This is a genomic window from Aliiroseovarius sp., assembly GCF_030148435.1.
Lineage (GTDB): Bacteria > Pseudomonadota > Alphaproteobacteria > Rhodobacterales > Rhodobacteraceae > JASBTN01.
The window spans coordinates 1-21617 of the sequence record NZ_JASBTN010000008.1 but is presented as its reverse complement, the minus strand read 5'-3'; the positions used below and the strand labels follow the sequence as shown (position 1 = coordinate 21617).

Below are 21617 nucleotides of genomic sequence, written 5' to 3'. Positions count from 1 at the left end.
ACGCTTTTTCGGCTTCGACCTCTCTGGTCATTGGAAAGGAGACATGCCCATGACCCGTTTCAGCCAGCCTTCCCTGCGGTTTCTTGGTGCGACCGGCACCGTGACGGGTTCGCGCTACCTGGTCGAGGCCGGAGAGCGCCGTATCCTGGTCGATTGCGGCCTGTTCCAGGGGTTCAAGCAACTGCGAAAGCGCAATCGCAAACCGTTTCCGGCCCGGCCGAACACGATAGACACGGTGCTACTTACCCATGCTCATCTTGACCATTCGGGATATATTCCGGCACTGGTCCGCGCGGGATTTCGGGGCAAGGTCATCTGCACCGAGGCCAGCAGGGAACTGTGTGGCCTCATCCTGCCCGACAGCGGGCATATCCAGGAAGAAGAGGCGCGCTATGCCCGCCGCAAGGGCTATTCGAAACACAAGAACCCGACGCCGCTTTATACCCTGAAGGACGCCGAGGCGGCGCTGGAGCGGTTCCGGACGGTGCGCTTTGATCAGCCTGTCGACCTTGGCGACGGGATCAGCGCGACGTTCATCCCTGCGGGCCATCTTCTGGGCGCGGCCCAGATCCGTCTGAAAATCGGCCAAACGGTCCTGCATTTCAGCGGCGATCTGGGACGAGATGCAGACCCCCTGATGCGGCCGCCGCGCAGATTTGGCGGGGCCGATGTGCTGGTATGCGAATCCACTTACGGCAACCGCACCCATGACCCGGCCGAAGCGGAAGCGGAACTTGCCCCGATCCTCAGGCGCGTATTCGCGCGCGGCGGGACCGTGCTGATTCCGTCCTTTGCGGTCGGACGTGCCCAGGGCCTGATGTACCATATCGCGCGGCTGCAGAAACGGGGCGAGATCCCCTATACGCCGACCTTCCTGAACAGCCCGATGGCGGTCGATGCAACCGATATCTACCACCGGTTCCATGAAGAGCATCACGTGTCCGCCGAAGACTGCCTGCGCATGTTCGAGCTCGCGAAACGGGTCAATACGGTGGAGGATTCGAAAGCGCTCAACACCCGCCATGGTCCGATGATCATCATTTCCGCCAGCGGCATGCTGACCGGCGGGCGGATCCTGCACCATATCGCGAGCTTTGGCGGCGATGCCCGAAACGCGATCCTTCTGTCGGGTTTCCAGGCCGGGGGAACGCGCGGCGCGGCGCTGGCGGCAGGCGCAAGGCAATTGCGCATCTTCGGACGCGAGTTTTCGATCGGGGCCGAGGTGATCCAGCTCAAGGCCTTCTCCGGCCATGCGGATAGCGATGAAATCCTGAACTGGATGCAAGGCGCCGACCGGCCGCCGCGCATGACCTATCTGACCCATGGCGAACCGCAGGCCTCGGACAGGTTGCGGTTCCGCGTGGAGCACGAACTGGGCTGGAATGCCCGTGTGCCCGAGCATCTGGAAACCATCCGCCTGGATCGCCCGACATGACGGCACACGCGGATATGTTGCCCCTGACCCGGGCCGGGATCGACACTTACAGCCAGCCGGTCGTCTACATGCACGAGGATTGCCACATCTGCCGTTCCGAAGGGTTTGCCGCCATGACCCGCATCCAGATCGAACTGGCGGGGCGCAGGGTCACGGCGACGCTCAATGTCGTGTCGGGGGCGGATTGGCTGGGTGTGGACACCGCGGCGCTTTCCGAAGCCGCCTGGACCGGTCTGGGCGCATCCGAAGGGGCGCTGGCCCGGTTTTCACATCCCGAACCGCCGGCCTCGGCCTCTTCGATCCGGGCCAAGGCCTATGGCCAGACGCTGGACCAGGCCGCCTTCGCGGGCATCATTGCCGACACGCTCGACAACCGGCTGTCCGATCTTGATCTGGCGGCATTTGTCACCGCCTGCGCCGGGGACCGGTTGACCCTGGCGGAAACCATGGCCTTGACGCGGGCAATGCAGGCGGCGGGCGAAACGCTTGACTGGGGCGGGGCGCAGGTGCTGGACAAGCACTGTGTCGGCGGCTTGCCGGGCAATCGCACCACACCGATTGTTGTCGCGATTGTCGCGGCGGCGGGGCAGCTGATCCCGAAAACCTCCTCGCGGGCGATCACCTCCCCGGCAGGCTCCGCAGACACGATGGAGGTCATGGCGCCGGTCGATCTGGACACGCGGGCCCTGCGCCGGGTTGTCGAGGCCGAAGGCGGGTGCGTCGTCTGGGGCGGCAAGCTGAACCTGAGCCCGGCGGACGACCTGCTGATCCGCATCGAACGGCCGCTCGATTTTGACAGCGTCGGCCAGATGGTCGCCAGTGTCCTGTCGAAAAAGGCCGCTGTCGGGGCGAGTGACGTGTTGATCGACATCCCGGTTGGCCCGTCGGCCAAGGTGCGCTCCGCCGGGGATGCGGAAACTCTGAAAGCCCACCTTGCGGGGGTGGCAGAGGCCATCGGGCTGAAGCTTGCCGTGCATGTCAGCGACGGAACAGCCCCGGTCGGGCGGGGCATCGGTCCGGCACTGGAGGCAAGCGATGTTCTGGCCGTGCTGCGAGGCGATCCCGACGCCCCTGCCGATTTGCGCGCGCGCGCGCTTGATCTGGCCGGGTTGCTGCTTGACATGGCGCAGAGCGGCGTCGCCGGGCGGGGCCGGGATCGGGCGGCTGAACTGCTGGACAGCGGCGCGGCGGCGGCGAAATTCATGGCGATCTGCGAGGCGCAGGGCGGGTTCCGTGAGCCCCGTCGCGCGGCGCATCGCACCCCGGTTCTGGCCGCGCAATCCGGCACGATTACGGCGCTCGACAATCGCCTGATTGCCCGGATCGCCAAGCTTGCCGGCGCACCGCGCCAGCAGGGCGCGGGAGTGTTCCTGCAGGCGTCGGTCGGCGACCGTGTCACCGCCGGCGCGCCCCTGTTCGAAATCCATGCCGAAACCCCTGGCGAACTCGCCTATGCCAAGGATTATGCCAACAGCCAATCGCAGGCCTTTGCCATATCGGAGACCCCATGAAACCCGTGATCCTCGCCTTTCCGGACATGCGACCGCTTGCCGCCGACCTGGCGCCGTTGCTCGGAGCCGAGCAGCTGGACCTGGCGTGGCGGCATTTTCCCGACGGGGAAAGCCTGGTGACTTTGCCGCCTGATCTGGCCGGGCGGGAGGTGATCTTCCTGGCCACATTGCGCGACCCGGACCGGTTGGCCTTGCCGTTGCGCTTCGCGGCTGAAACCGCACGGGCTTTCGGGGCGCAAAGCGTCGGGCTGATTGCGCCCTACCTGGGCTATATGCGTCAGGACAAGCGGTTCCATCCGGGCGAAGCCCTGAGTGCGCCGTTGTTTTCTGCCTTCCTCGGGGAAAGCTTCGACTGGCTGGCCACGGTCGATCCGCATCTGCACCGCAATCCCGACCTGTCGCGCCTGTTTGCAATCCCGGCGGCACATGCCGCCGCCGCGCCGGTCATCGCGGACTGGATCGGGAAAAACATACCCGACGCGGTCCTGTTTGGGCCGGACAGCGAAAGCCAGCAATGGGTGGCCGAAGTCGCAAGGCTGGCGCAGCGCCCGTATGAGGTGCTGCAAAAAATCCGGCGTGGCGATCGCGCCGTCGAGGTCAGCCTGCCGGACAGCGACACATTGCGCGGCGGCACACCGGTGATCCTCGATGACATAGCCTCCTCCGGCCAAACGATGGTGCGCACCCTGCAGCACCTCGACGCACTCGGGGCAAACGCCGCCGTGTGTGTCGTCATCCACGCGGTCTTCGCCGGATCGGCCTACGAGGATATTCTGGCCGCCGGCGCCGCCCGGATTGTTTCGACAAACACGATCACCCACGACAGCAACGAAATCTCCGTCGCACCGCTGCTGGCGGACGTTGCAAGAAAAACAGGCAGGATCACATGATACCTGAACTTGAATTCCGCGGCCCGGACGGGCTTCGCCGAACACGACACGCCATTGAGCAAGGATATATCGCATGACGCAGCACACCCACGCGCACAAGCCGGGGCCTTCCGAGGCCATCGAGCCGGACACAATCCCTGCCGATTTTGCAGGGACCGTCTATACATGCCCCATGCACCCGGAAATTCGGCGGACCGAACCGGGAGATTGCCCGAAATGCAATATGCACCTGGTGCCCGAAGGCAGCGGCGAGGAATGCCACCACGATCATGACCATGGGCATCACCACGGGCATCACGCCCATTCGGCGGCCCACGGCGGCGGCGGGGATTACGACAAGGTGCCCCCAGACTATGACGGAGCCATCTATACCTGCCCGATGCATCCCGAGGTCCGACAGGTCCAGCCCGGGTCATGCCCGCTCTGCGGGATGGGTCTGGAACTTGAATCCGCAGCAATGGCCGAGGATGGGCCGAACCCCGAGCTGATCGACTTCACCCGGCGTTTCTGGGTGGGTGCGATCCTGTCGATACCGCTGCTGATCCTCACGATGTCGCCCTATGTGGGCTACCCGGAACTGCGCGAGTTCTTTGGTGAAAAGACGACGCTGTGGATCGAGGTGGCGCTTGGCACTCCGGTTATCCTCTGGTCGGGCTGGCCGTTCTTCGTGCGCGGCTGGAACTCGTTCCGGACGATGAAGCTCAATATGTTTTCGCTGATCGCGATGGGCGTTGCGGCGGCCTATGCCTTTTCGATGGTGGCGGTGATCGCGCCGCAGATCTTTCCCGAGGGCTTCCGCGATCCCGAGACAGGCGTCGTCGGCGTCTATTTCGAGGCCGCGGCGGTGATTGTGACCCTGGTCCTGCTGGGTCAGGTGATGGAGCTGCGCGCTCGCGAAGGCACCGGCAAGGCCATCCGGGCGCTGCTGGACATGGCCGCCAAGACGGCCCGTGTCATCCGCCCCGACGGTACGGAAGAAGAAGTGCCGCTGGAACACGTCCTGGTCGGCGACCACCTGCGCGTGGTTCCGGGGGACAAGGTTCCGGTCGATGGCGTCGTCGTCGAAGGCCGCTCCTCGATCGACGAAAGCATGATTTCCGGCGAGCCGGTCCCGGTCGAAAAAGTGGCCGGCGACCCGGTGACGGGTGCGACGATCAATGGCACCGGATCGCTGGTCATCGAGGCCACACGGGTCGGCGCGGACACCATGCTGAGCCAGATCGTCGAGATGGTCGCAAACGCGCAACGCTCGCGCGCGCCAATCCAGAAATACGCGGACATGGTTGCGGGGTATTTCGTTCCGGCCGTCATCCTGATCGCGATCCTGTCCTTTGTCAGCTGGGCGCTCTGGGGGCCCGAACCCGCCCTGTCCTACGGGCTGGTCTCCGCGGTGGCGGTGCTGATCATCGCCTGCCCGTGCGCCCTTGGCCTTGCGACGCCGATGTCGATCATGACCGCCACCGGTCGCGGTGCCCAGGCGGGTGTCCTGATCAAGAACGCCGAGGCGCTGGAACGGTTTGAAAAGATCGACACACTGCTGGTGGACAAGACCGGCACCCTGACCGAAGGCAAGCCACGCCTGGTCGCGGTCCTGCCCGAACCCGGCCATGACGAGGCCGAGGTTCTGCGCCTCGCCGCCTCGCTGGAACGCGGCTCGGAACACCCGCTGGCCGAAGCCATCGTGCGCGGCGCCGAGGACCGCAGTGTGGACATGGCCAAGGCCGATGACTTCGAAGCCGTCACCGGCAAGGGCGTCAAGGGCGTGGTTGACGGTCGGGCCGTGGCGCTTGGCAACCTCGCGCTGATTGACGATATGGGGCTGCAGGCCGACACGCTGATCGAAAAGGCCAACTCCCGCCGCGACGAAGGCGAAACCGTAATGTTCGTGGTGCTGGGCGATGAAATCGCCGGGCTGGTCAGCGTGGCCGATCCGGTCAAGGAAACCACTCCCGCCGCGCTGAAGGCGCTGCACGAGCTTGGCTTCCGGATCATCATGGCCACCGGCGACAATGAACGCACCGCCAAGGCCGTCGCCGGACGTCTGGGGATCGACGAGATCCGCGCCGACGTCCTGCCCGAGGACAAGGCCCGGATCATCCGGGATCTGCAAGCCGAGGGGGCCAAGGTCGCCATGGCCGGTGACGGGGTCAACGACGCGCCGGCACTGGCGCAGGCGGACGTCGGCATCGCCATGGGCACGGGGGCCGATGTGGCCATCGAAAGCGCGGGGTTCACGCTGGTCAAAGGCAACCTTGACGGCATCGTCCGCGCGCGCCGCCTGTCGCGTGCAACCATGCGCAACATCCGCCAGAACCTGTTCTTTGCGTTGATTTACAACGCGTCGGGGGTTCCCGTAGCCGCAGGTGTGCTGTTCCCCTTCCTGGGCATCCTGATCAGCCCGATGTTCGCCGCCTTCGCGATGTCCGCCTCGTCGATCTCGGTGGTCATCAACGCGCTGCGATTGCGCCGGCTGAAGTTCTGAGAAAGGGAAGCACACGCCATGCAACGGCAAGCTGGTCAGCGCGCGACGCTTATCCTTGGCAGCGCCATTGCGCTGACCAGCCTTGCCGAGCTCTTCTATTTCCTCGTCTGGGGAATGCTGCTGTTTCCGACTGGCAGTCTGGCGGGCAAGGCCGTCTGGACAGCCACCTGCGGGATCGCGATGGGGGCCGTCGTCGGCAGCTTGACCCTGTTGCTGGTCGAGGGCCGGTTTTCCGGGCGCGCGGCGATCGGGGCGAGTGCGGCGATCATGGCCGCCGTCGGCAGCTATTGCGCCTGGCTGTGCAGCCGTATCGACGCCCGGTTCGACTATTTCGGCGGGGGTGAGAATGGCGGGCTGTTCATCCTGTCGGGCGTCCTCCCTGCCCTCGCGGGCGGACTGCTCTACGGGTGGTGGCTCCATGGCCGCGGCGGGGTGGAACGACATGCCCGCTGAACGGCCGCAAGAGCACCGGTCCGGTCCGGTTCAGCCTGCCGGCGGGACTGGTGTTCAGGCAAAGAGAATTGTCCTGCTGGGCGGATCTGGCGACGTGGGATCCCGGCTGGCAAGGCTGCTGCTGGAAAACACCGATGCCGCCGTCACGGTGGTATCGAGGCATGCCGGGGGGCATGACGGCCAATTTGGCGATCGGCTGCGCCATGTTTCTTTCGACCTTTCCGGCGGCGGGAACCTGACGACGTCCCCCAAGGACATCGTGGTCAATCTGACCGAGGTTACGCCGCCCTCGGTCGCCAGGCAGGTCGTCGAGCGCGGCGGCTGGTTCTTGGAGACATCGGCCACACCCGGTTATCTGAGCGCGATACAGAAAGCCCTGGAGGGCACCCCGGGGGGCGGCATCGCGATATTGTGTGTCGGGGTGGCGCCGGGGTTGACCAACCTGTTGGCGGCTGAAATTGCGACCAGAGCCCGGGACACCGTGCACATCGACATTGGTGTCGAAATGGGAATGGGGCGCCATTACGGGTTTGCAGCGACAGAGTGGTTCCTGCGCACTGCCGGACAACCGTACAACGCCTTTGTTGAGCACGTCCCGCGCGAGGTCGCCCCCGGTCGGTTCAGGCGCAAACTTGCTTTCAGGTCGGGCCACCCTCCACGCCACGCCATCGGATACGGGTTTGCGGAGCAACAGGTAATTGCCGAACGGTCAGGCCGACAGCTGAAAACCGTGCGCAGTTTTGTAGCTCTCGATCCGGCCTGGATGACCCGCCTTCTTGCGGTCCTTCTCGCCCTGGGTCTTGGCCCGGCGATTGGCCGGAAGGCGCGCGGCCTGACCAGGTGGCTTCTGCGGACCCCTGCAATTGGGCGCTCGCTGTCTCGGTTCGTGTTGGAAGGCTTTGACGATGCCGGCCATCTGACCGGCCGGATCCGCCTGGAGACAGGCGATCAGGCCAAAGCGACCGCGGTGATGACTTATGCGACCATCCAAAGCATCCTTGAGCGTGGCCGCCCGGAACACGGCGCCGTAACGACGATCACGGATCACTTGAGCCTTGACGCGGCGCTGCGGATGCTTCGGCGATTTCTGCCAGGCACGCAAGTCACGGATAGCTTTGCGGATGATGCCGGTAAACCAAATGAGATGCTTGGTTGAATTGCCCTCTGACGCGATTGTTATAATGCGTTAACGGCAATGAAACTGGGCTCGGTCCCACTGATCGTGCTATATGCGGTTGCAGCGACCGCGGCGGTCTTTGTGTTTCAACGCGCCTATCTGTCACGTTGGACCTGCGCGCCGCTGTATGAAATGGCACCGGGGATGAACGAGCGAGGATATAGCATTGTTCAGGAAATCTATCGTGAATGTCTGGTGGAAACGCCATCTGGTGGTGGTCTTGCTGCTGCTGGCGGGCACCGGGCTGTTTCTGTACAGCCGCGCCGAATGGTCGGCGATGCACCGCTGGAACAGGGCCATCGGGGACATGTCCCTGGTGCTTGTCGCCGTGGCGATGGCGCTTGGCCCGATGGCGCGGCTCTGGCGCAAGACCGTCCGGTTTCTCCCCTTCCGGCGGGAGCTGGGCATCTACGCGGTGCTGCTGGCACTGGTTCACGCCACGATCATCCTGATCGGCTGGGTCGAACTGGATCTCATGCGGCTTGTCGGCTTCGAGTTCCACCCGGGGCTGCAAAGATACGTCATGCTGCAGCACGGGTTTGCCCTTGCCAATCTGATCGGGATCCTTGCGCTACTCTACGGCGCGATCCTGGCGCTCACCTCGAACGACCGCAGCCTGCGCTTGCTGGGAGCCACGGTCTGGCAGTTCATCCAGCGTGGCGCCTATGTGTTGTGGTGGTTGTCGGTCGCGCATACCGGCTATTTCCTGTTCCTGCACTTCCTGGATTTTCACCGCCAGACACCAGAGCCGAACTGGGCCCAATGGCCCTTCGTCGGTCTGGTCGGGGTCGTCCTGGCCCTGCAGGTGGCGGCGTCGTCGGTCACATGGCGAAAATCACGCCCGCGCAATGGTCTGGTTCCCAAGAGCACGTGATTGCGTGACCTTCCCCGGGCGCCCGCGCCCGGGAATGTGGTCGGAAAAGCGTCAGGCGCCCTGAGTCACGATGACGTATCCCCCCCCCCGCGGTTGGGGGGCACGCTCGCCGTCGGTCTCTTCAGGGAAGATGGTTTTCAAACGCCTGAAGCGTCACCGCGCTGACATGGTGCTCGATGCCTTCCGCATCCCGCTCGGCGGTCTCTTCGTCAATTCCGAGACTTCGCAGGAATGCCACCACGATCCGATGCCGCCGCTTGCAGGTTTCGGCCAGTGCCTGCCCCGTCTCGGTGAGGAAAATGGCGCGGTATGGCTCGCGGCGCACCAAACCGGCAGCCTCGAGCCGCGAGATGTTCTTGGTAACGGTCGGGGGTTTGACCCCAAGGCGTTCGGCGATCTCTACCGGCCGTGCCTCTCCCTGCGATTCGATGAGCTCGGCAATCAGCTCAACATAATCCTCCGCCATTTCGGTCTCATGGGCCTGGCGGACGGTTGCGAACCCTTCCGCTTGTGCTTCGGGCGCCCTGACGGCGGTTTCAAAGGCTTCGCTGCCATGTGTTTTCGAACGTGTCATGGCCTCAGTTTGAAGCGATGAGGAAAGATTGACAACTTTTTTGCTTTGGATATGATTGTTAGCTTAGGCTAACTTTCAACAGTGGAGACTGTGTTGATCTGGAAATCCCTCAGGCTATTGGTCACGGCGTATGTCGGCGTGGCTGTTTTTTCCGGCACCGTGTCGGCCACACCCGCAAAGGAGGCACCCTGGCTTCCGGAGGCAGCGGCCTACCGCCTGACGCTTTTCCTGGGAAATCTCGAACCCCTGCCCTGGTCCGAGATCGCGACGGCCTGGTCCGAGCCGCACCGCAACTCGGAATTTTCCGGCGGAGCGCTGGACCGGCTGGAATCGGCAAGCAACGTTGACGCGGCGCCCCTGCTGGGGGCCATCGAGAAACAGGACCGGCAGGCGCTGTTCGCCGAAGCCACACGGCTGATTGCGCGCAGGATCGAGGAAGAACTGGATCGGGCGCTGATCGCCGAAAACCCGACCGCCGCGCGGCAAGCCGTACAGACGGGCCGTGAGCTCTATCGCGCCTTTGCCGATGGCATAACAGCCGCCGATCCCGAAGCGGCACGTGACATCGGCCTCGCATGGCTGGACTTGAACAGCAGCGCCGGGTCATCGGGCGTGCTGGGCGCCGGTGCAGTTTCCGCCGACAAGCAAACCATGGTCACGGCCGGCGCGGTCATCTCCGACTATCTCGGGCAGAACTACCTCGTGGACGCCTTCGCGCCGCGTGAAACACTGACCCCATTGCCGGAAACCGCGGCGCGCGGCGGAGCCGTCATCGACCTGGCGCCAAGCCTGCCGCCGGGGTCGGACATCTTCGATCAGGATCCGCTGCCCCGGCTCGTTCTCAACTTCGAGGAACGGGGCATCGACGAAGCGGACCTGCCCCTCGTTGCCTATGGCGACATGCTATTTGACAGCGCACAGATTTTCGGCAGCCCGGCGCGCGACCTCGGGATCGCCTGTTCAACCTGCCACAACCGGTCGGACGTGAACCAGCGGCTGTTCATTCCCGGCGCCAGCCACCAACCCGGCGCAATCGACGTGGATGGTGCGTTCTTCAACCCGATCTTCAACGACCGGCGTGACGACCCGATCGACATCCCCAGCCTGCGCGGCCTGCGGTTTACCGGGCCCTACGGCCGGGACGGTCGGTTTGCCTCGCTGCGTGACTTTACCCGCAACGTCATCGTGGGCGAATTTGGCGGAGAAGAACCGACGCCCTTCATGCTGGACGCGATCGTCGCCTATATGCTTGAGTTCGACTTCCTGCCGAACTCCATGGTGACTGCGGATGGCAGGCTGACCGACACGGCCCCGGATGCGGCGCGGCGCGGCGAAGCGATCTTCAACCGTCCATTTGCCGGGCTTGGCGGAAAGTCCTGCGCCAGTTGCCACCTCCCGGACGGGAATTTCCTTGATCGCCAGGCCCATGACATCGGATCCGCCGCGGCGCCATATGCGGACGCGCGCGCCGGGGCTTTTGACACGCCCACCCTGCTTGGGACAGTCTATACGGCCCCGTATTTCCACGACGGATCCCTGCCCACCCTGGCCGCAGTCGTGGATTGGTTCGACGAGACGAAGTCCCTCGGATTGACGGATACGGAACGCGCGGACCTTACCGCCTACCTCGAAACCGTCGGGTCGGCGGATGCGCCATACCAGGTCTTCGACGGGGAAAACACCGCCTTCCGGCTGGCCTTTTCCGAGCTGACGACCTTCGCGTCGACACTGAACACCCTGCTGCCCCGGCGGGATGCCACGCACATCCTTCTGTTGACCGACACCGTCGCGGCGGATCTTTCCGCCGATGCCAGCACGATGTCCAATCTCGCCGCCCGGCCCGAGGTCTATGCCCTGGCAGAACGGCTTGCCGAAGTCGGCGCCGCAGTGCGCGCAGGTGACTGGGAGAGCGCAGAGACACATTGGGCAGCCTTTCAAACGCAGGCCGCCGCAATTGACGAGAGGGCGTTTTGATGACGACCAAAGTGAACCGCAGAACCGCATTGATCCTGGCAGGCGCCGCTGGCCTGGCTCTCGCAGGCCCGGCCGTTGCGCAGGAACGCACCCTGCGCCTTGCCTTCATTCCACAGGAGAACCCGGACAAACTGCTTGGCGACATCAAATCCGTCACCGGCTGGCTGGCGGATGAAATCGGCATGCCGGTCGAAGGCTTCGTCACCATCGACCATGCCGCCGCCGTCGAAGCCTTGCGCAACGGCGACGCGGATATCTCCTTCATGGGCGCCCTGCCCTTCGTGCTGGCCGAGGCCGAGATCGGCGCGGTGCCCCTGTTGTCAGAGGTTTACCGCGATGCGCCAAGCTATACCGGCCGCATCTTCGTGCGCCGCGACAGTGGCATCAGGACGCTGGCCGACCTGCGCGGCCGCAACATTGCCTTCGCCGATCCGATTTCGGAGTCGGGCTACCTCTATCCGCTTGACGAATTCATGCGCGCGGGTCTCATCGAAGCTCCGGGAAAGGCGGATGCGTTCTTTGGCCGCGCCTTTTTCGCGGGCGGCTATCAGCAGGCGATGCAGGCCATGGCCGAGGGCCTTGTCGATGCCGCGGGCGCAAGCCAGTATGCCGACCTGCTGCTTACCCCCGAACAGCAGGCCGACGTGACCTGGATCGCGGAAAGCGAAGCGATCCCCAGCCATGTCGTCATTGCGCGTCCCGGGCTTGACGCCGATGTTCAGGCCGGGTTTGTCGAGGCCATGATGAAACTCAACGACCCGGCGAACCGCGACATGCTGCGCTACCTCTATGGTCCGGACGGTTATGTTGTTTCCGATCCCGGCGCATATGACGGGGTGCGGAAGATGGCGCGCCGCTACGGGCTTCTGAGATGAGTGTCGCCGCACAGATCGACGATGTCAGCTTTGCCCATTCCAGCGTGGATGCCCCGGCGCTGGCGCATGTGTCGCTTTCGCTTCCGGCGGGCGGGATCGTCGCGCTTCTGGGGCCGTCGGGCGCCGGGAAAACGACGCTTCTGACGCTGCTCGACGGCCGGCTGCGGGACTGGCGCGGGCGGGTCTCGGTCCTTGGCGGATCGCTCGACCCGGACTATCCGCCGCCGCGCGCCCTGCGCCCGGACACCGGTTTCGTTTTTCAGGAATTCGCCCTGGTCGAGCGCTCGACCGTCCTGCGCAACGTGTTCAACGGCCGTCTGGGACGAATGTCGCCGCTCCGGGCCTTTCTGGGATCACCCACCGAACGGGATATCCAGGTCGCACGGAGCGCGCTTGACGATTGCGGAATTTCGGATCTTGCCGACCGCCGGGTCGACAGCCTTAGCGGCGGACAAAGACAACGTGTGGCCATTGCACGATGCCTTGCACAGGAGCCGCGATTGATCCTGGCGGACGAGCCCGTCAGCAACCTCGACCCGACCCGCGCCGCGGAAATCCTGACGCTGTTGACAGAGGCGGCGCGGGCGCGTGGCGCGACCGTCCTGTTCTCGTCGCATCAGCCGGAGCTTGCGCGACGTTTCGCACAGCGCATCGTCGGCATGCGGGACGGGCGGATCGCTTTCGACGTACCGGTGTCCGACCTGTCCGAGGATGCCGCGGCGGACCTCTACCGGGACGCCGCGCAGATGTCCGGCACCGGCCTGAAGGTCGTGACCTGATGCGGTCGCGTGGGTTTGGCAGCTTCATCTCCGCCGTCGTGATTGCCGGTGTCGTCCTCTGGTCCTTCGTCACCACCGATGTCGAAATGACACGTCTCGCCGCCGCCGGACCAAGGATTGCCGAGTTTCTGGGCCGGATGTTCCCGCCCGATCCCTCGGTGATGGACGAGATTGTCAGAGGCAGCGCCGAAACCCTGAGGATTGCGGTCATCGGGACGCTTGGCGCGATCCTTTTGTCTGTTCCGCTGGGTCTTCTCGCCTCCGGGACGATGGCCCCACCGGCCATTCATCGCCCGGTCCGAACCGTGCTGGCCGTCATCCGGGCCATTCCGCTGATACTGGTGGCCATGCTGATGGTTGGCGCGGTCGGGCTTGGCCCCCTGCCCGGCATCATTGCGGTTGCCTTCCACGCGACGGGCATGCTGGCCAAATTCTATGCCGAAGCGATCGATGGGGTGTCGCCCGCGCCCCTCGCCGCGCTGGAAAGCGCGGGCGCGGGACCGCTGGCGCGGCTTCGCCATGCGATCTGGCCCCAGATGGCCCCCGTGGTCGCGCGCGACACCATCTTCCGGTTTGAACTGAACCTGCGCGAGTCACTGATCCTTGGCATTGTCGGCGCCGGGGGGATCGGTTTTTACATCCAGACCTATGTGCGTTCCTTTCAATATGACAAGGCCGCGAGCGCCACGCTTGCCGTGGTTGTCATGGTGGTGGCCATCGAAGCCTTCAACGTCATTCTGCGTCGACGCTTTTCCTGACGGGGACAGCGCCCCCCGCCCCGCGGAAATCCCGGCCACAACACGGGCGAGGTGCCTTAGCCCGCTTCCGCATCCGCTGCGTTGCGCAGGACCTGCAGGAAGCTGTCGGGCGTGACCGAGATACTGTCGACGCCCAACTCCACCAGCCGCCGGGCATAGGCCGGGTCATTGCTGGGGGCCTGGCCACAGAAGCCGACCTTTGATCCGGCCTTGTGCGCTTCGCGGACAACTGTTTCGATCATCCAGAGAACGGCCGGGTCATCCTCGCGGAACAGGTTGGACAAGACATCGGAATCGCGGTCGATGCCCAGCGTCAACTGGGTCAGATCGTTGGAGCCGATGGAAAACCCGTCGAACCGCTGCGCGAACTCCGCCGCGCGCAGGACATTGGCAGGGATTTCGCACATGACGTAGACCTCCAGCCCGTCCTCTCCGCGCTTCAGCCCGTGTTCCGCCATCACCGCCAGCACCCGGTCGGCCTCTTGCGGGGTGCGGCAGAAGGGGATCATCACGATCACGTTGTCAAACCCCATCTGCCCGCGCAGCCGCGCGATCGCCTGGCATTCCAGCGCGAACCCGTCGCGGTAGTGATCCGAATAATACCGCGAGGCCCCCCGGAACCCGATCATCGGGTTTTCCTCGGAAGGCTCGAACGGGCGGCCACCCAGAAGATCGGCGTATTCGTTGGTCTTGAAGTCGCTCATGCGGATGATCACCGGCTTGGGGTAGCAGAAGGCGGCAATCCGGGACAGGCCACGGGCCAGCCGGTCGACGAAATACTCGGTCTTTCGGTCGTAGCCTGCGGTCAGCTGTTCGATCCGCGCGCGGGTTTCCGGGTCGTGAACCCGATCAAAGCGGGCAAGGGCCATCGGGTGGATCCGCACCGCGTTGCTGATCACGAACTCCATCCGGGCCAGTCCGACCCCATCCACCGGCAGCCGCCACCAGCGCAGCGCAGCGCCGGGGTTGGCGAGGTTGAGCATGACCCGTGTTTCGGGCCGTGGCAGGTTGTCCAGCGGCTCCACTGTGGTGACGATCTGCGACAGCCCGGCGGTCACGGTCCCGTCTTCACCGCCCGCGCAGGACACGGTGACGTCCTGCTGATCGTGCAGAACATGGGTGGCATTGCCGCAGCCGACAAGGGCGGGCAGGCCCAGTTCGCGGCTGATGATCGCCGCGTGGGAGGTGCGGCCTCCATGATCGGTGACGATGGCGGCGGCGCGTTTCATGATCGGCACCCAGTCGGGATCGGTCGTGCCGGTCACGAGAACCGAACCCTCGACGAACTGGCCGATGTCATCGGCGCTTTCGATGATCGAGACCCGACCCGCGACGGCACCGCTGCCGACGCTCAGCCCGGTCAGCAATACAGGCCCCGGATCCTGCACGGTGTAGGATTTCAGGCTGTCCGCGTCGGCGCGCGATTGCACGGTTTCGGGCCGGGCCTGCACGATGTAGATCTTGCCGGTCACACCGTCGCGGGCCCATTCCATGTCCATCGGCATGCCATAGTGATCCTCGATCACCCGGGCCTGGCGGGCCAGGGTCAGGATTTCCGCATCGCTGAGGACATATTGTTCGCGCTCGGCCTTGGAACTGGGCACGTTGCGCGGGCTGCCATCCCGGTCCAGGATCATCTTGACCGCCTTGGCACCCAGCCGTTTTTCCAGGATCGGCACCAGGCCGGGGCTGTCCAGGAACGGTTTGAAGACCTGGTATTCGTCCGGGGCCACGGCCCCTTGCACCACGTTTTCCCCCAGACCCCAGGCGGCGTTGATCAGGACCGCATCGGGAAACCCGGATTCCGTGTCGATCGAAAACATCACCCCGGCACCGCCGGTATCCGCGCGCACCATCTGCTGCACCCCGACCGACAGCGCCACCTGCATGTGATCGAACCCGTGGATCTGCCGGTAGGAGATGGCCCGGTCGGTAAACAGCGAGGCATAGCATTTCCGGCAGGCCTCAAGCAGCGCCCGTTCGCCAATGACATTCAGAAAGGTCTCCTGCTGGCCGGCAAAGCTGGCTTCGGGCAGATCCTCGGCGGTGGCGCTGGAACGGACGGCAACGGGGGCGTCCGGCTCCTTGGCGGTTTCACAGAGACTGCGGTAATGCGCAAGGATTGCCCGCTCTGTCGCCTCCGGCCAGTCCCCGCCCAGGATCATGGACCGGATCGCTCGGCCCGCCTCCTGCAGCGGGATGCGCCCTGCCTCCAGCGCGCCCAGTTCCCGCGAGATCGCCGCCTCCAACCCATTGGCAGAGAGGTAATCGCGATAGGCATCGGCGGTGGTCGCAAACCCGGGCGGAACGTGAATCCCCTTGGCGCCAAGGGTGGTGATCATCTCTCCCAGAGAGGCATTCTTGCCGCCGACCAGGCCTGTGTCGGTGCGGTGGACCTTGTCGAAACCGATCACGAGAGGGGCGAAACGGGGCATTTCCGGTCTCCTATCCTGTATGGACGGGACCAAAACGACGTGAATCCCCCCATGCCGATGATGCAGATCGTGGACAGGGTATTCGCCTCGGCGCCCCTTCGCCTTGATGCGTATCATGGCGGCCAACCCTTCGGCGCGATTTCCGGGCAAAGCTGCCTGCGGGACGCGGCTATAGGCTGGAACCGGGCTGTGACACGGGCTATGGAGGCCCGGCGTATATGGTGCCAGATGCGCGGGTCAGCCCCGCAGAAGGATCTGGATATCCGCCACATTGGTCCCGGTCGCGCCGGTCTGCAACAGGTCGCCCGCCACACAAAGCGCGCGGTGGCTGTCATTGTCGGCCAGCAGCGCCGCGGGGTCCAGACCGCCCGCCCGGATCCGCGCGCAGGTTCCCGCGTCGGCAAAGCCGCCCGCCGCCGGGGTCGGCCCGTCGCGCCCGTCGGTGCCGCCGCTGAGAAACAGCCAGTGCCCGCCCAGCTCCCCGGCCCGTAACGCCATCCGCAGGGCCAGTTCCTGATTGCGCCCCCCCTGCCCCGCGCCGGTCAGCCGCACGGTGGTTTCGCCACCGAACAAAAGCGCGCAGGGCCCCTGCCCTTTCGCGGCCCGCAGGATCACCTCGGCGGCATCGCCCACGTCGCCCACCAGAGCATCCGAGACAATCAGCGCCTCGCCCTCCTGCGCCGCCGCTTCCCGCGCGGCCTCAAGGCTTTGGCGGTTCGATCCGATCAGGATGTTTTCGGGCGCAGGCGGCTGTGGCGCGGGCGCGGCGCTTTCCTCCAGACGCGCCCGTATGGAACCCGGAAGCCGCGCCCAGAGGCCCGCCTGCATCGCCACGGCGCGGGCCTCGTCGCGCGGGCCGATCGGCGCCACCGTCGGCCCGCTGGCCACCGTGCGCAGGTCGTCGCCGATCACGTCCGACAGGATATAGGCCGTGACCGGCGCGGGCGCGGCAAGGCGCAGCATCCCGCCGCCCTTCAGCTGGCTGACCTGCTGGCGCAGGAGGTTCATCTGGGTGATCTCCAGCCCCGCGCCCAACAGCAGCCGGTTCATTTTCGCCTTGTCGTCCAGCGTTATCCCGGCCAGCGGCGCGGGCAGCAGCGCCGAGCCTCCGCCGGAAACCAGCGCGATCACCCGATCCCCCTCGCGCGCCTGTCGCAGCAGGTCCATCACCCTTTGCCCGGCGGCCAGACCGGCCGGATCCGGCACCGGATGGCCCGCGCGCAGCACGGTGGCGCCGGGCACCTCGGCCGGGTTTTCGTGATGGGTGACGGCCAGCGCCACATGCGGCCCCGCCACATGACGCAGGGCCTCGGTCAGCATGGCGGGCGCGGCTTTTCCAGTCGCTATCACGAAGCAGCGCCCGCCATCGGACGGCACCGGAAGAGGCCGTGCCGCCAGTTCTTTTCGCAAGGCCAGCGCCGGGTCCGCCGCCGCCACCGCCCGGTCGAAAATCGCCCGGGCGCGGGCGCGCAGCGCGTCGGTATCCGGCGCCATGCCCGGTCAGCCCGCCGCGATCTGCTGGGCCTTTTCGACCAGCACCTCGGCTTGACGGATCGAGGCATAATCGATCAGCCGGCCGTCCAGAGACACCGCCCCCTTGCCCGCCGCCTCGGCCTCGGCCATGGCTTCGAGGATGCGGCGGGCCTTGGTCACTTCGGCATCCGAGGGCGACATGACCTCGTTGGCCAGCGCGACCTGGCTGGGGTGGATCGCCCATTTGCCCTCGCAACCCAGAACGGCGGCGCGTTTCGCCGCGGCCCTGTAGCCCTCGGGATCCTGGAAATCACCGAACGGGCCGTCGATCGGACGCAGCCCGTTGGCGCGGGCGGCCACTACCATGCGGGCCAGCGCATAGTGCCACATGTCGCCCCAATGGGTCATGCGCGCGCCGTCATCCATCGGGTCGGTCAGCACCGCGTAATCCGGGTTCACCCCGCCGATGATCGTGGTGCGCGCACGGGTCGAGGCCGCGTAATCCGCCACCCCGAAATGCAGGCTTTCATTGCGTTTCGAGGCCGCGGCGATCTCGCCGACATTCTGCATGCCCAGGGCGGTTTCGATGATGTGCTCGAAGCCGATGCGCTTCCCGTAGCCGCGCGCGTCCTCGATCTGCGTCACCAGCATGTCGACCGCATAGACATCCGCCGCAGTGCCCACCTTGGGGATCATGATCAGATCCAGACGCTGCCCCGCCTGTTCCACCACATCCACCACGTCGCGGTACATGTAATGGGTGTCCAGCCCGTTGATGCGCACCGACATGGTCTTGGTGCCCCAGTCGATATCATTCAGCGCCTCGATGATGTTGCGGCGCGCCTGGTCCTTTTCGTCGGGGGCAACCGCGTCCTCGAGGTCAAGGAAGATCACGTCGACATCGGATTTCGCGGCCTTCTCGAACATGCCGGGCTGGCTGCCCGGGACGGCGAGTTCGGAGCGGTTCAGGCGGCCGGGCGCCTGGTCTACGGGGTAAAAGCTCATGTTTTTGTCCTTGTCCTATGGGGTCAGATGACGCGGTCGCGCGGGTCGCGGCCCTGGAAGAAGTCGGCGAGGTTGTCGAGCACCCGGAACCCCATCGCCTCGCGCGCTTCCTTCGTGGCGCTGCCCAGATGCGGCAGCATCACCAGGTTGTCGCAGTGCAGAAGCTCGGGGCTGACGCGCGGCTCGCCGTCGAAAACGTCCAGCGCGGCGCCGCCGATCAGGTCGTATTGCAGCGCCTGGATCAGGGCAAACTCGTCGATTACCTCGCCCCGCGCGGTGTTGATCAGGAAGGCATCGGGCGTCATCAGGTCGAGCCGTCTGGAGTTGATCAGGTGCCGGTTCTCCGCCCCTCCCGGACAATGCAGCGAGACGAAGTCACAGCGCGGCAGCAGCTCCTCGATCGTGTCCACCTGGGTGGCGTTGCACCGGGCCAGCACCTCGGGCGCCACGCAGGAGCGGTTGTAGACCACCACCTCCATGCCGAACCCATGGTGTGCGCGCCGGGCCATCTCCTGCCCGATGCGGCCATAGCCGATGATGCCCAGCACCTTGCCGGACACTTTCGTGCCCACCAGATGGGTCGGCCGCCAGCCGGTCCAGCCGCCCGCGCGCAGCTCGCGTTCGCCCTCACCTGCCCGCCGGGCCACCATCAGCATCAGCGTCATGGCGAGATCGGCGGTGCATTCGGACAGAACGTCGGGCGTGTTGGTCACGGTCAGGCCCAGATCGCGGGCGGATGCCGCGCAGATATGGCTGTAGCCGACGCCGTAATTGCCAAGGATGCGGGTCTGCGCACCGGGAGCGTCCAAGGCCTCGGCATTCAGCGTATCGGTCACGGTGGGCAGCACCGCGTCATGGGTTTTCAGCGCGCTGCGGATTTCGGCAGGCGAAAGCGGCTTGTCACTGGTGTTCAGCACCACGTTGTAATCCTCGGCCAGCTTCGCCTCGACGGCGGCGGGCCAGCGGCGTGTGACAAAGACAGAGGGTTTCACCATCACGCGGCCTCCATCACTCGGGCGATGGTTTCCCCGATCACAGCGGGGTTTTCGGCCACGGTGACACCGGCGGCAGAGAGGATTTCCACCTTCTCCGACGCGCTTTCGCCAAAGGCCGAGATGATCGCGCCCGCGTGGCCCATGGTGCGGCCCTTGGGCGCGGTCAGACCGGCCACGTAAGCGACCACCGGCTTGGTGATATGGTTGCGGATGTATTCCGCCGCCTCGGCCTCCTGCGGGCCGCCGATTTCGCCGATCATGGCGATGACATGGGTGTCCTTGTCCTGTTCGAACCATTCGAGGATGTCGCGGAAGCTCGACCCGTTGATCGGGTCGCCGCCGATGCCGACCGAGGTCGACACGCCGATGCCGCGTTCCTTCAGCTGCGCGGCAGCCTCATAGCCCAAGGTGCCCGAGCGTCCGATGATGCCGACATGGCCCGGCAGATAGATATGGCCCGGCATGATCCCCAGCAGAGCCTTGCCCGGGCTGATCGTGCCCGCGCAGTTCGGCCCGGTCAGCACCATGCGCTTGTCCTTGGGATAGCGGTACATGTAGCGTTTCACCCGGATCATGTCCTGCGCCGGGATCCCGTCGGTGATGCAGACGCAATAGCGAATGCCCGCGTCAGCCGCTTCCATGATGCTGTCAGCCGCAAAGGGCGGCGGCACGAAGACCAGCGAGGCATCGGCCCCGGTGGCCTCGACGGCCTCTTTTACCGTGTCGAAAACCGGCACGCCTTCGACGGTCTCGCCCCCCTTGCCGGGCACCACACCGCCCACGACATTGGTGCCATAGGCCAGCATGTCCCGGGTGTGGAACCGGGCCATGCGCCCGGTAATTCCCTGCACGATGACGCGCGAGTCTCGGTCAAGAAGAATGCTCATTTCACGGCCCTCATTCTGGTGGCTTGGGTCAGGTCGTTCTGCCAGGCGCCCACGGCGCGTTCGGCGGCTTCCATCAGGGTGGTGGCGCGGATGATCGGAAGGCCGGACTTGGCCAGGATCTTCTGCCCCTCTTCGACATTGGTGCCGGCCAGGCGCACGACCACGGGAATGTCGAGCTCAAGCTCGCGCAGCGCCTGAACGACGCCCTCGGCCACCCAGTCGCAGCGGTTGATGCCGGCGAAGATATTGACCAGCACCGCCTGCACATTGTCGTCCGACAGGACCAGGCGGAAGGCCTTGGCGACCCGTTCGGGCGAGGCGCCGCCGCCAATGTCCAGGAAGTTCGCGGGCTCGCCGCCAGCCAGCTTGATCGTGTCCATCGTGGCCATGGCCAGGCCCGCGCCGTTCACGATGCAACCGATATTTCCGTCCAGCCCGACATAGCTCAGCCCCCGGTCGGCGGCGCGGCTTTCGCGCGGGTCTTCCTGGGACTTGTCGCGCAGCTCGGCAATCTGCGGGTGACGGAACAGGGCGTTCTCGTCAAAGCTCATCTTGGCGTCCAGCGCGACCACCCGCTGGTCGCCCGTGACCACCAGCGGGTTGATCTCGACCATGGTCGCGTCCAGATCGCTGAAAGCGGCGTAACAGCCCTGAAGCGTGCGCACCATGTGCTGGATCAGATGCGGCTCCAGCCCCAGCTTGAAGGCGATCTCGCGGGCCTGGAATTCCTGCAACCCGACGGCGGGCTCGACGATCGACCGCACGATGCTGTCCGGTCGTTCGGCCGAGATTTCCTCGATCTCCATGCCGCCTTCCGAGGAGGCGACGATCATCACCCGCTGGCTGGTGCGGTCCAGCACGAAGCCCAGGTAGATCTCGCGGTCGATCTGGACCGTGCTTTCGACATAGACGCGGTAGATGCCCTTGCCTTCCGGCCCGGTCTGATGCGTGACCAGCTTGCGGCCGAACATGTCGTCGCAGGCCTCGTAGATCTCGTTTTCCGTGTCGCAGAGCCGCACGCCGCCCGCCTTGCCACGGCC

The 21617-nt window shown here is 65.4% G+C and carries 18 protein-coding genes; 11 read left to right on the top strand and 7 right to left on the bottom strand.

The window, feature by feature from the left end; translation table 11 throughout:
- Positions 1–49: 49 nt before the first annotated feature.
- The 7 genes from Q1V43_RS01950 to Q1V43_RS01920 all read left to right on the top strand — a co-directional run bounded on the left by Q1V43_RS01950 (position 50) and on the right by Q1V43_RS01920 (position 8822).
- Positions 50–1435, top strand: coding sequence for an MBL fold metallo-hydrolase (locus tag Q1V43_RS01950; RefSeq protein ID WP_300513375.1), 1386 nt, complete (start codon positions 50–52; stop codon positions 1433–1435).
- A complete protein-coding gene (locus Q1V43_RS01945) occupies positions 1432–2946 on the top strand; it encodes a thymidine phosphorylase family protein (RefSeq protein WP_300513374.1) in 1515 nt (504 codons plus the stop codon). The genes Q1V43_RS01950 and Q1V43_RS01945 overlap by 4 nt, the downstream gene beginning before the upstream one ends.
- Positions 2943–3836 carry a ribose-phosphate diphosphokinase gene (locus tag Q1V43_RS01940; RefSeq protein ID WP_300513372.1) on the top strand — a complete coding sequence of 298 codons (894 nt, stop codon included), beginning with the start codon at positions 2943–2945 and terminating at the stop codon, positions 3834–3836. Before Q1V43_RS01945 ends, Q1V43_RS01940 begins: the two co-directional genes overlap by 4 nt.
- A gap of 73 nt (positions 3837–3909) precedes the next feature.
- A complete protein-coding gene (locus Q1V43_RS01935) occupies positions 3910–6318 on the top strand; it encodes a copper-translocating P-type ATPase (RefSeq protein ID WP_300513370.1) in 2409 nt (802 codons plus the stop codon).
- A gap of 18 nt (positions 6319–6336) precedes the next feature.
- On the top strand, positions 6337–6771 hold the full coding sequence (locus Q1V43_RS01930; protein ID WP_300513368.1) for a hypothetical protein: 435 nt from the start codon (positions 6337–6339) through the stop codon (positions 6769–6771).
- A complete protein-coding gene (locus tag Q1V43_RS01925) occupies positions 6761–7927 on the top strand; it encodes a hypothetical protein (RefSeq protein WP_300513366.1) in 1167 nt (388 codons plus the stop codon). The genes Q1V43_RS01930 and Q1V43_RS01925 overlap by 11 nt, the downstream gene beginning before the upstream one ends.
- A gap of 187 nt (positions 7928–8114) precedes the next feature.
- Complete coding sequence (locus Q1V43_RS01920; RefSeq protein ID WP_300513364.1) at positions 8115–8822, top strand: ferric reductase-like transmembrane domain-containing protein; 708 nt, start codon at positions 8115–8117, stop codon at positions 8820–8822.
- Positions 8823–8943: 121 nt separating this feature from the next.
- Here the strand turns inward: Q1V43_RS01920 and mntR are convergent, their stop codons facing one another.
- Positions 8944–9396 carry a manganese-binding transcriptional regulator MntR gene (gene mntR, locus Q1V43_RS01915; protein WP_300513362.1) on the bottom strand — a complete coding sequence of 151 codons (453 nt, stop codon included), beginning with the start codon at positions 9394–9396 and terminating at the stop codon, positions 8944–8946.
- 93 nt (positions 9397–9489) lie between these two features.
- On the opposite strand from mntR, the gene Q1V43_RS01910 reads away from it, so the two are divergent.
- The 4 genes from Q1V43_RS01910 to phnE are packed head-to-tail and all read left to right on the top strand — an operon-like array spanning position 9490 to position 13782.
- Positions 9490–11370 (top strand): cytochrome c peroxidase, encoded by a 1881-nt coding sequence (locus tag Q1V43_RS01910; protein WP_300513361.1) that lies wholly within the window; start codon positions 9490–9492, stop codon positions 11368–11370.
- Entirely contained in the window at positions 11370–12245 is an 876-nt protein-coding gene (locus Q1V43_RS01905; RefSeq protein ID WP_300513359.1) for a phosphate/phosphite/phosphonate ABC transporter substrate-binding protein, read from the top strand. Before Q1V43_RS01910 ends, Q1V43_RS01905 begins: the two co-directional genes overlap by 1 nt.
- The gene (locus tag Q1V43_RS01900; protein WP_300513357.1) at positions 12242–13024 is read left to right on the top strand and encodes an ATP-binding cassette domain-containing protein; all 783 of its coding nucleotides are present in this window, start codon (positions 12242–12244) and stop codon (positions 13022–13024) included. Before Q1V43_RS01905 ends, Q1V43_RS01900 begins: the two co-directional genes overlap by 4 nt.
- Positions 13024–13782 carry a phosphonate ABC transporter, permease protein PhnE gene (gene phnE / locus Q1V43_RS01895; RefSeq protein ID WP_300513355.1) on the top strand — a complete coding sequence of 253 codons (759 nt, stop codon included), beginning with the start codon at positions 13024–13026 and terminating at the stop codon, positions 13780–13782. The genes Q1V43_RS01900 and phnE overlap by 1 nt, the downstream gene beginning before the upstream one ends.
- Positions 13783–13838: 56 nt before the next feature.
- Here the strand turns inward: phnE and ppsA are convergent, their stop codons facing one another.
- From ppsA to Q1V43_RS01865, 6 genes are all read right to left on the bottom strand, one after another.
- On the bottom strand, positions 13839–16217 hold the full coding sequence (gene ppsA / locus Q1V43_RS01890; protein ID WP_300513352.1) for a phosphoenolpyruvate synthase: 2379 nt from the start codon (positions 16215–16217) through the stop codon (positions 13839–13841).
- A 237-nt stretch (positions 16218–16454) separates the two neighbouring features.
- On the bottom strand, positions 16455–17711 hold the full coding sequence (locus tag Q1V43_RS01885) for a DUF4147 domain-containing protein (RefSeq protein WP_300513350.1): 1257 nt from the start codon (positions 17709–17711) through the stop codon (positions 16455–16457).
- Positions 17712–17717: 6 nt separating this feature from the next.
- Positions 17718–18695: a CoA ester lyase gene (locus tag Q1V43_RS01880; RefSeq protein WP_300513348.1), complete on the bottom strand. Its 978-nt coding sequence runs from the start codon at positions 18693–18695 to the stop codon at positions 17718–17720.
- Between the two features lie 23 nt (positions 18696–18718).
- The gene (locus Q1V43_RS01875; protein WP_300513346.1) at positions 18719–19690 is read right to left on the bottom strand and encodes a D-glycerate dehydrogenase; all 972 of its coding nucleotides are present in this window, start codon (positions 19688–19690) and stop codon (positions 18719–18721) included.
- Positions 19690–20577, bottom strand: a complete 888-nt coding sequence (sucD, locus tag Q1V43_RS01870; RefSeq protein WP_300513344.1) for a succinate--CoA ligase subunit alpha — start codon at positions 20575–20577, stop codon at positions 19690–19692. Before sucD ends, Q1V43_RS01875 begins: the two co-directional genes overlap by 1 nt.
- The coding region (locus Q1V43_RS01865) for a malate--CoA ligase subunit beta (RefSeq protein ID WP_300513342.1) at positions 20574–21617 on the bottom strand (1044 nt) is incomplete at its 5' end. The genes sucD and Q1V43_RS01865, both read right to left, overlap by 4 nt.

Bases quoted from the DNA above. Each gene is read 5' to 3' on its own strand.
- Q1V43_RS01950 (WP_300513375.1), top strand. From the start codon at position 50: ATGACCCGTTTCAGCCAGCCTTCCCTGCGGTTTCTTGGTGCGACCGGC.
- Q1V43_RS01945 (WP_300513374.1), top strand. From the start codon at position 1,432: ATGACGGCACACGCGGATATGTTGCCCCTGACCCGGGCCGGGATCGAC.
- Q1V43_RS01940 (WP_300513372.1), top strand. From the start codon at position 2,943: ATGAAACCCGTGATCCTCGCCTTTCCGGACATGCGACCGCTTGCCGCC.
- Q1V43_RS01935 (WP_300513370.1), top strand. From the start codon at position 3,910: ATGACGCAGCACACCCACGCGCACAAGCCGGGGCCTTCCGAGGCCATC.
- Q1V43_RS01930 (WP_300513368.1), top strand. From the start codon at position 6,337: ATGCAACGGCAAGCTGGTCAGCGCGCGACGCTTATCCTTGGCAGCGCC.
- Q1V43_RS01925 (WP_300513366.1), top strand. From the start codon at position 6,761: ATGCCCGCTGAACGGCCGCAAGAGCACCGGTCCGGTCCGGTTCAGCCT.
- mntR (WP_300513362.1), bottom strand. From the start codon at position 9,396: ATGACACGTTCGAAAACACATGGCAGCGAAGCCTTTGAAACCGCCGTC.
- Q1V43_RS01905 (WP_300513359.1), top strand. From the start codon at position 11,370: ATGACGACCAAAGTGAACCGCAGAACCGCATTGATCCTGGCAGGCGCC.
- Q1V43_RS01900 (WP_300513357.1), top strand. From the start codon at position 12,242: ATGAGTGTCGCCGCACAGATCGACGATGTCAGCTTTGCCCATTCCAGC.
- phnE (WP_300513355.1), top strand. From the start codon at position 13,024: ATGCGGTCGCGTGGGTTTGGCAGCTTCATCTCCGCCGTCGTGATTGCC.
- ppsA (WP_300513352.1), bottom strand. From the start codon at position 16,217: ATGCCCCGTTTCGCCCCTCTCGTGATCGGTTTCGACAAGGTCCACCGC.
- Q1V43_RS01885 (WP_300513350.1), bottom strand. From the start codon at position 17,711: ATGGCGCCGGATACCGACGCGCTGCGCGCCCGCGCCCGGGCGATTTTC.
- Q1V43_RS01880 (WP_300513348.1), bottom strand. From the start codon at position 18,695: ATGAGCTTTTACCCCGTAGACCAGGCGCCCGGCCGCCTGAACCGCTCC.
- Q1V43_RS01875 (WP_300513346.1), bottom strand. From the start codon at position 19,690: ATGGTGAAACCCTCTGTCTTTGTCACACGCCGCTGGCCCGCCGCCGTC.
- sucD (WP_300513344.1), bottom strand. From the start codon at position 20,577: ATGAGCATTCTTCTTGACCGAGACTCGCGCGTCATCGTGCAGGGAATT.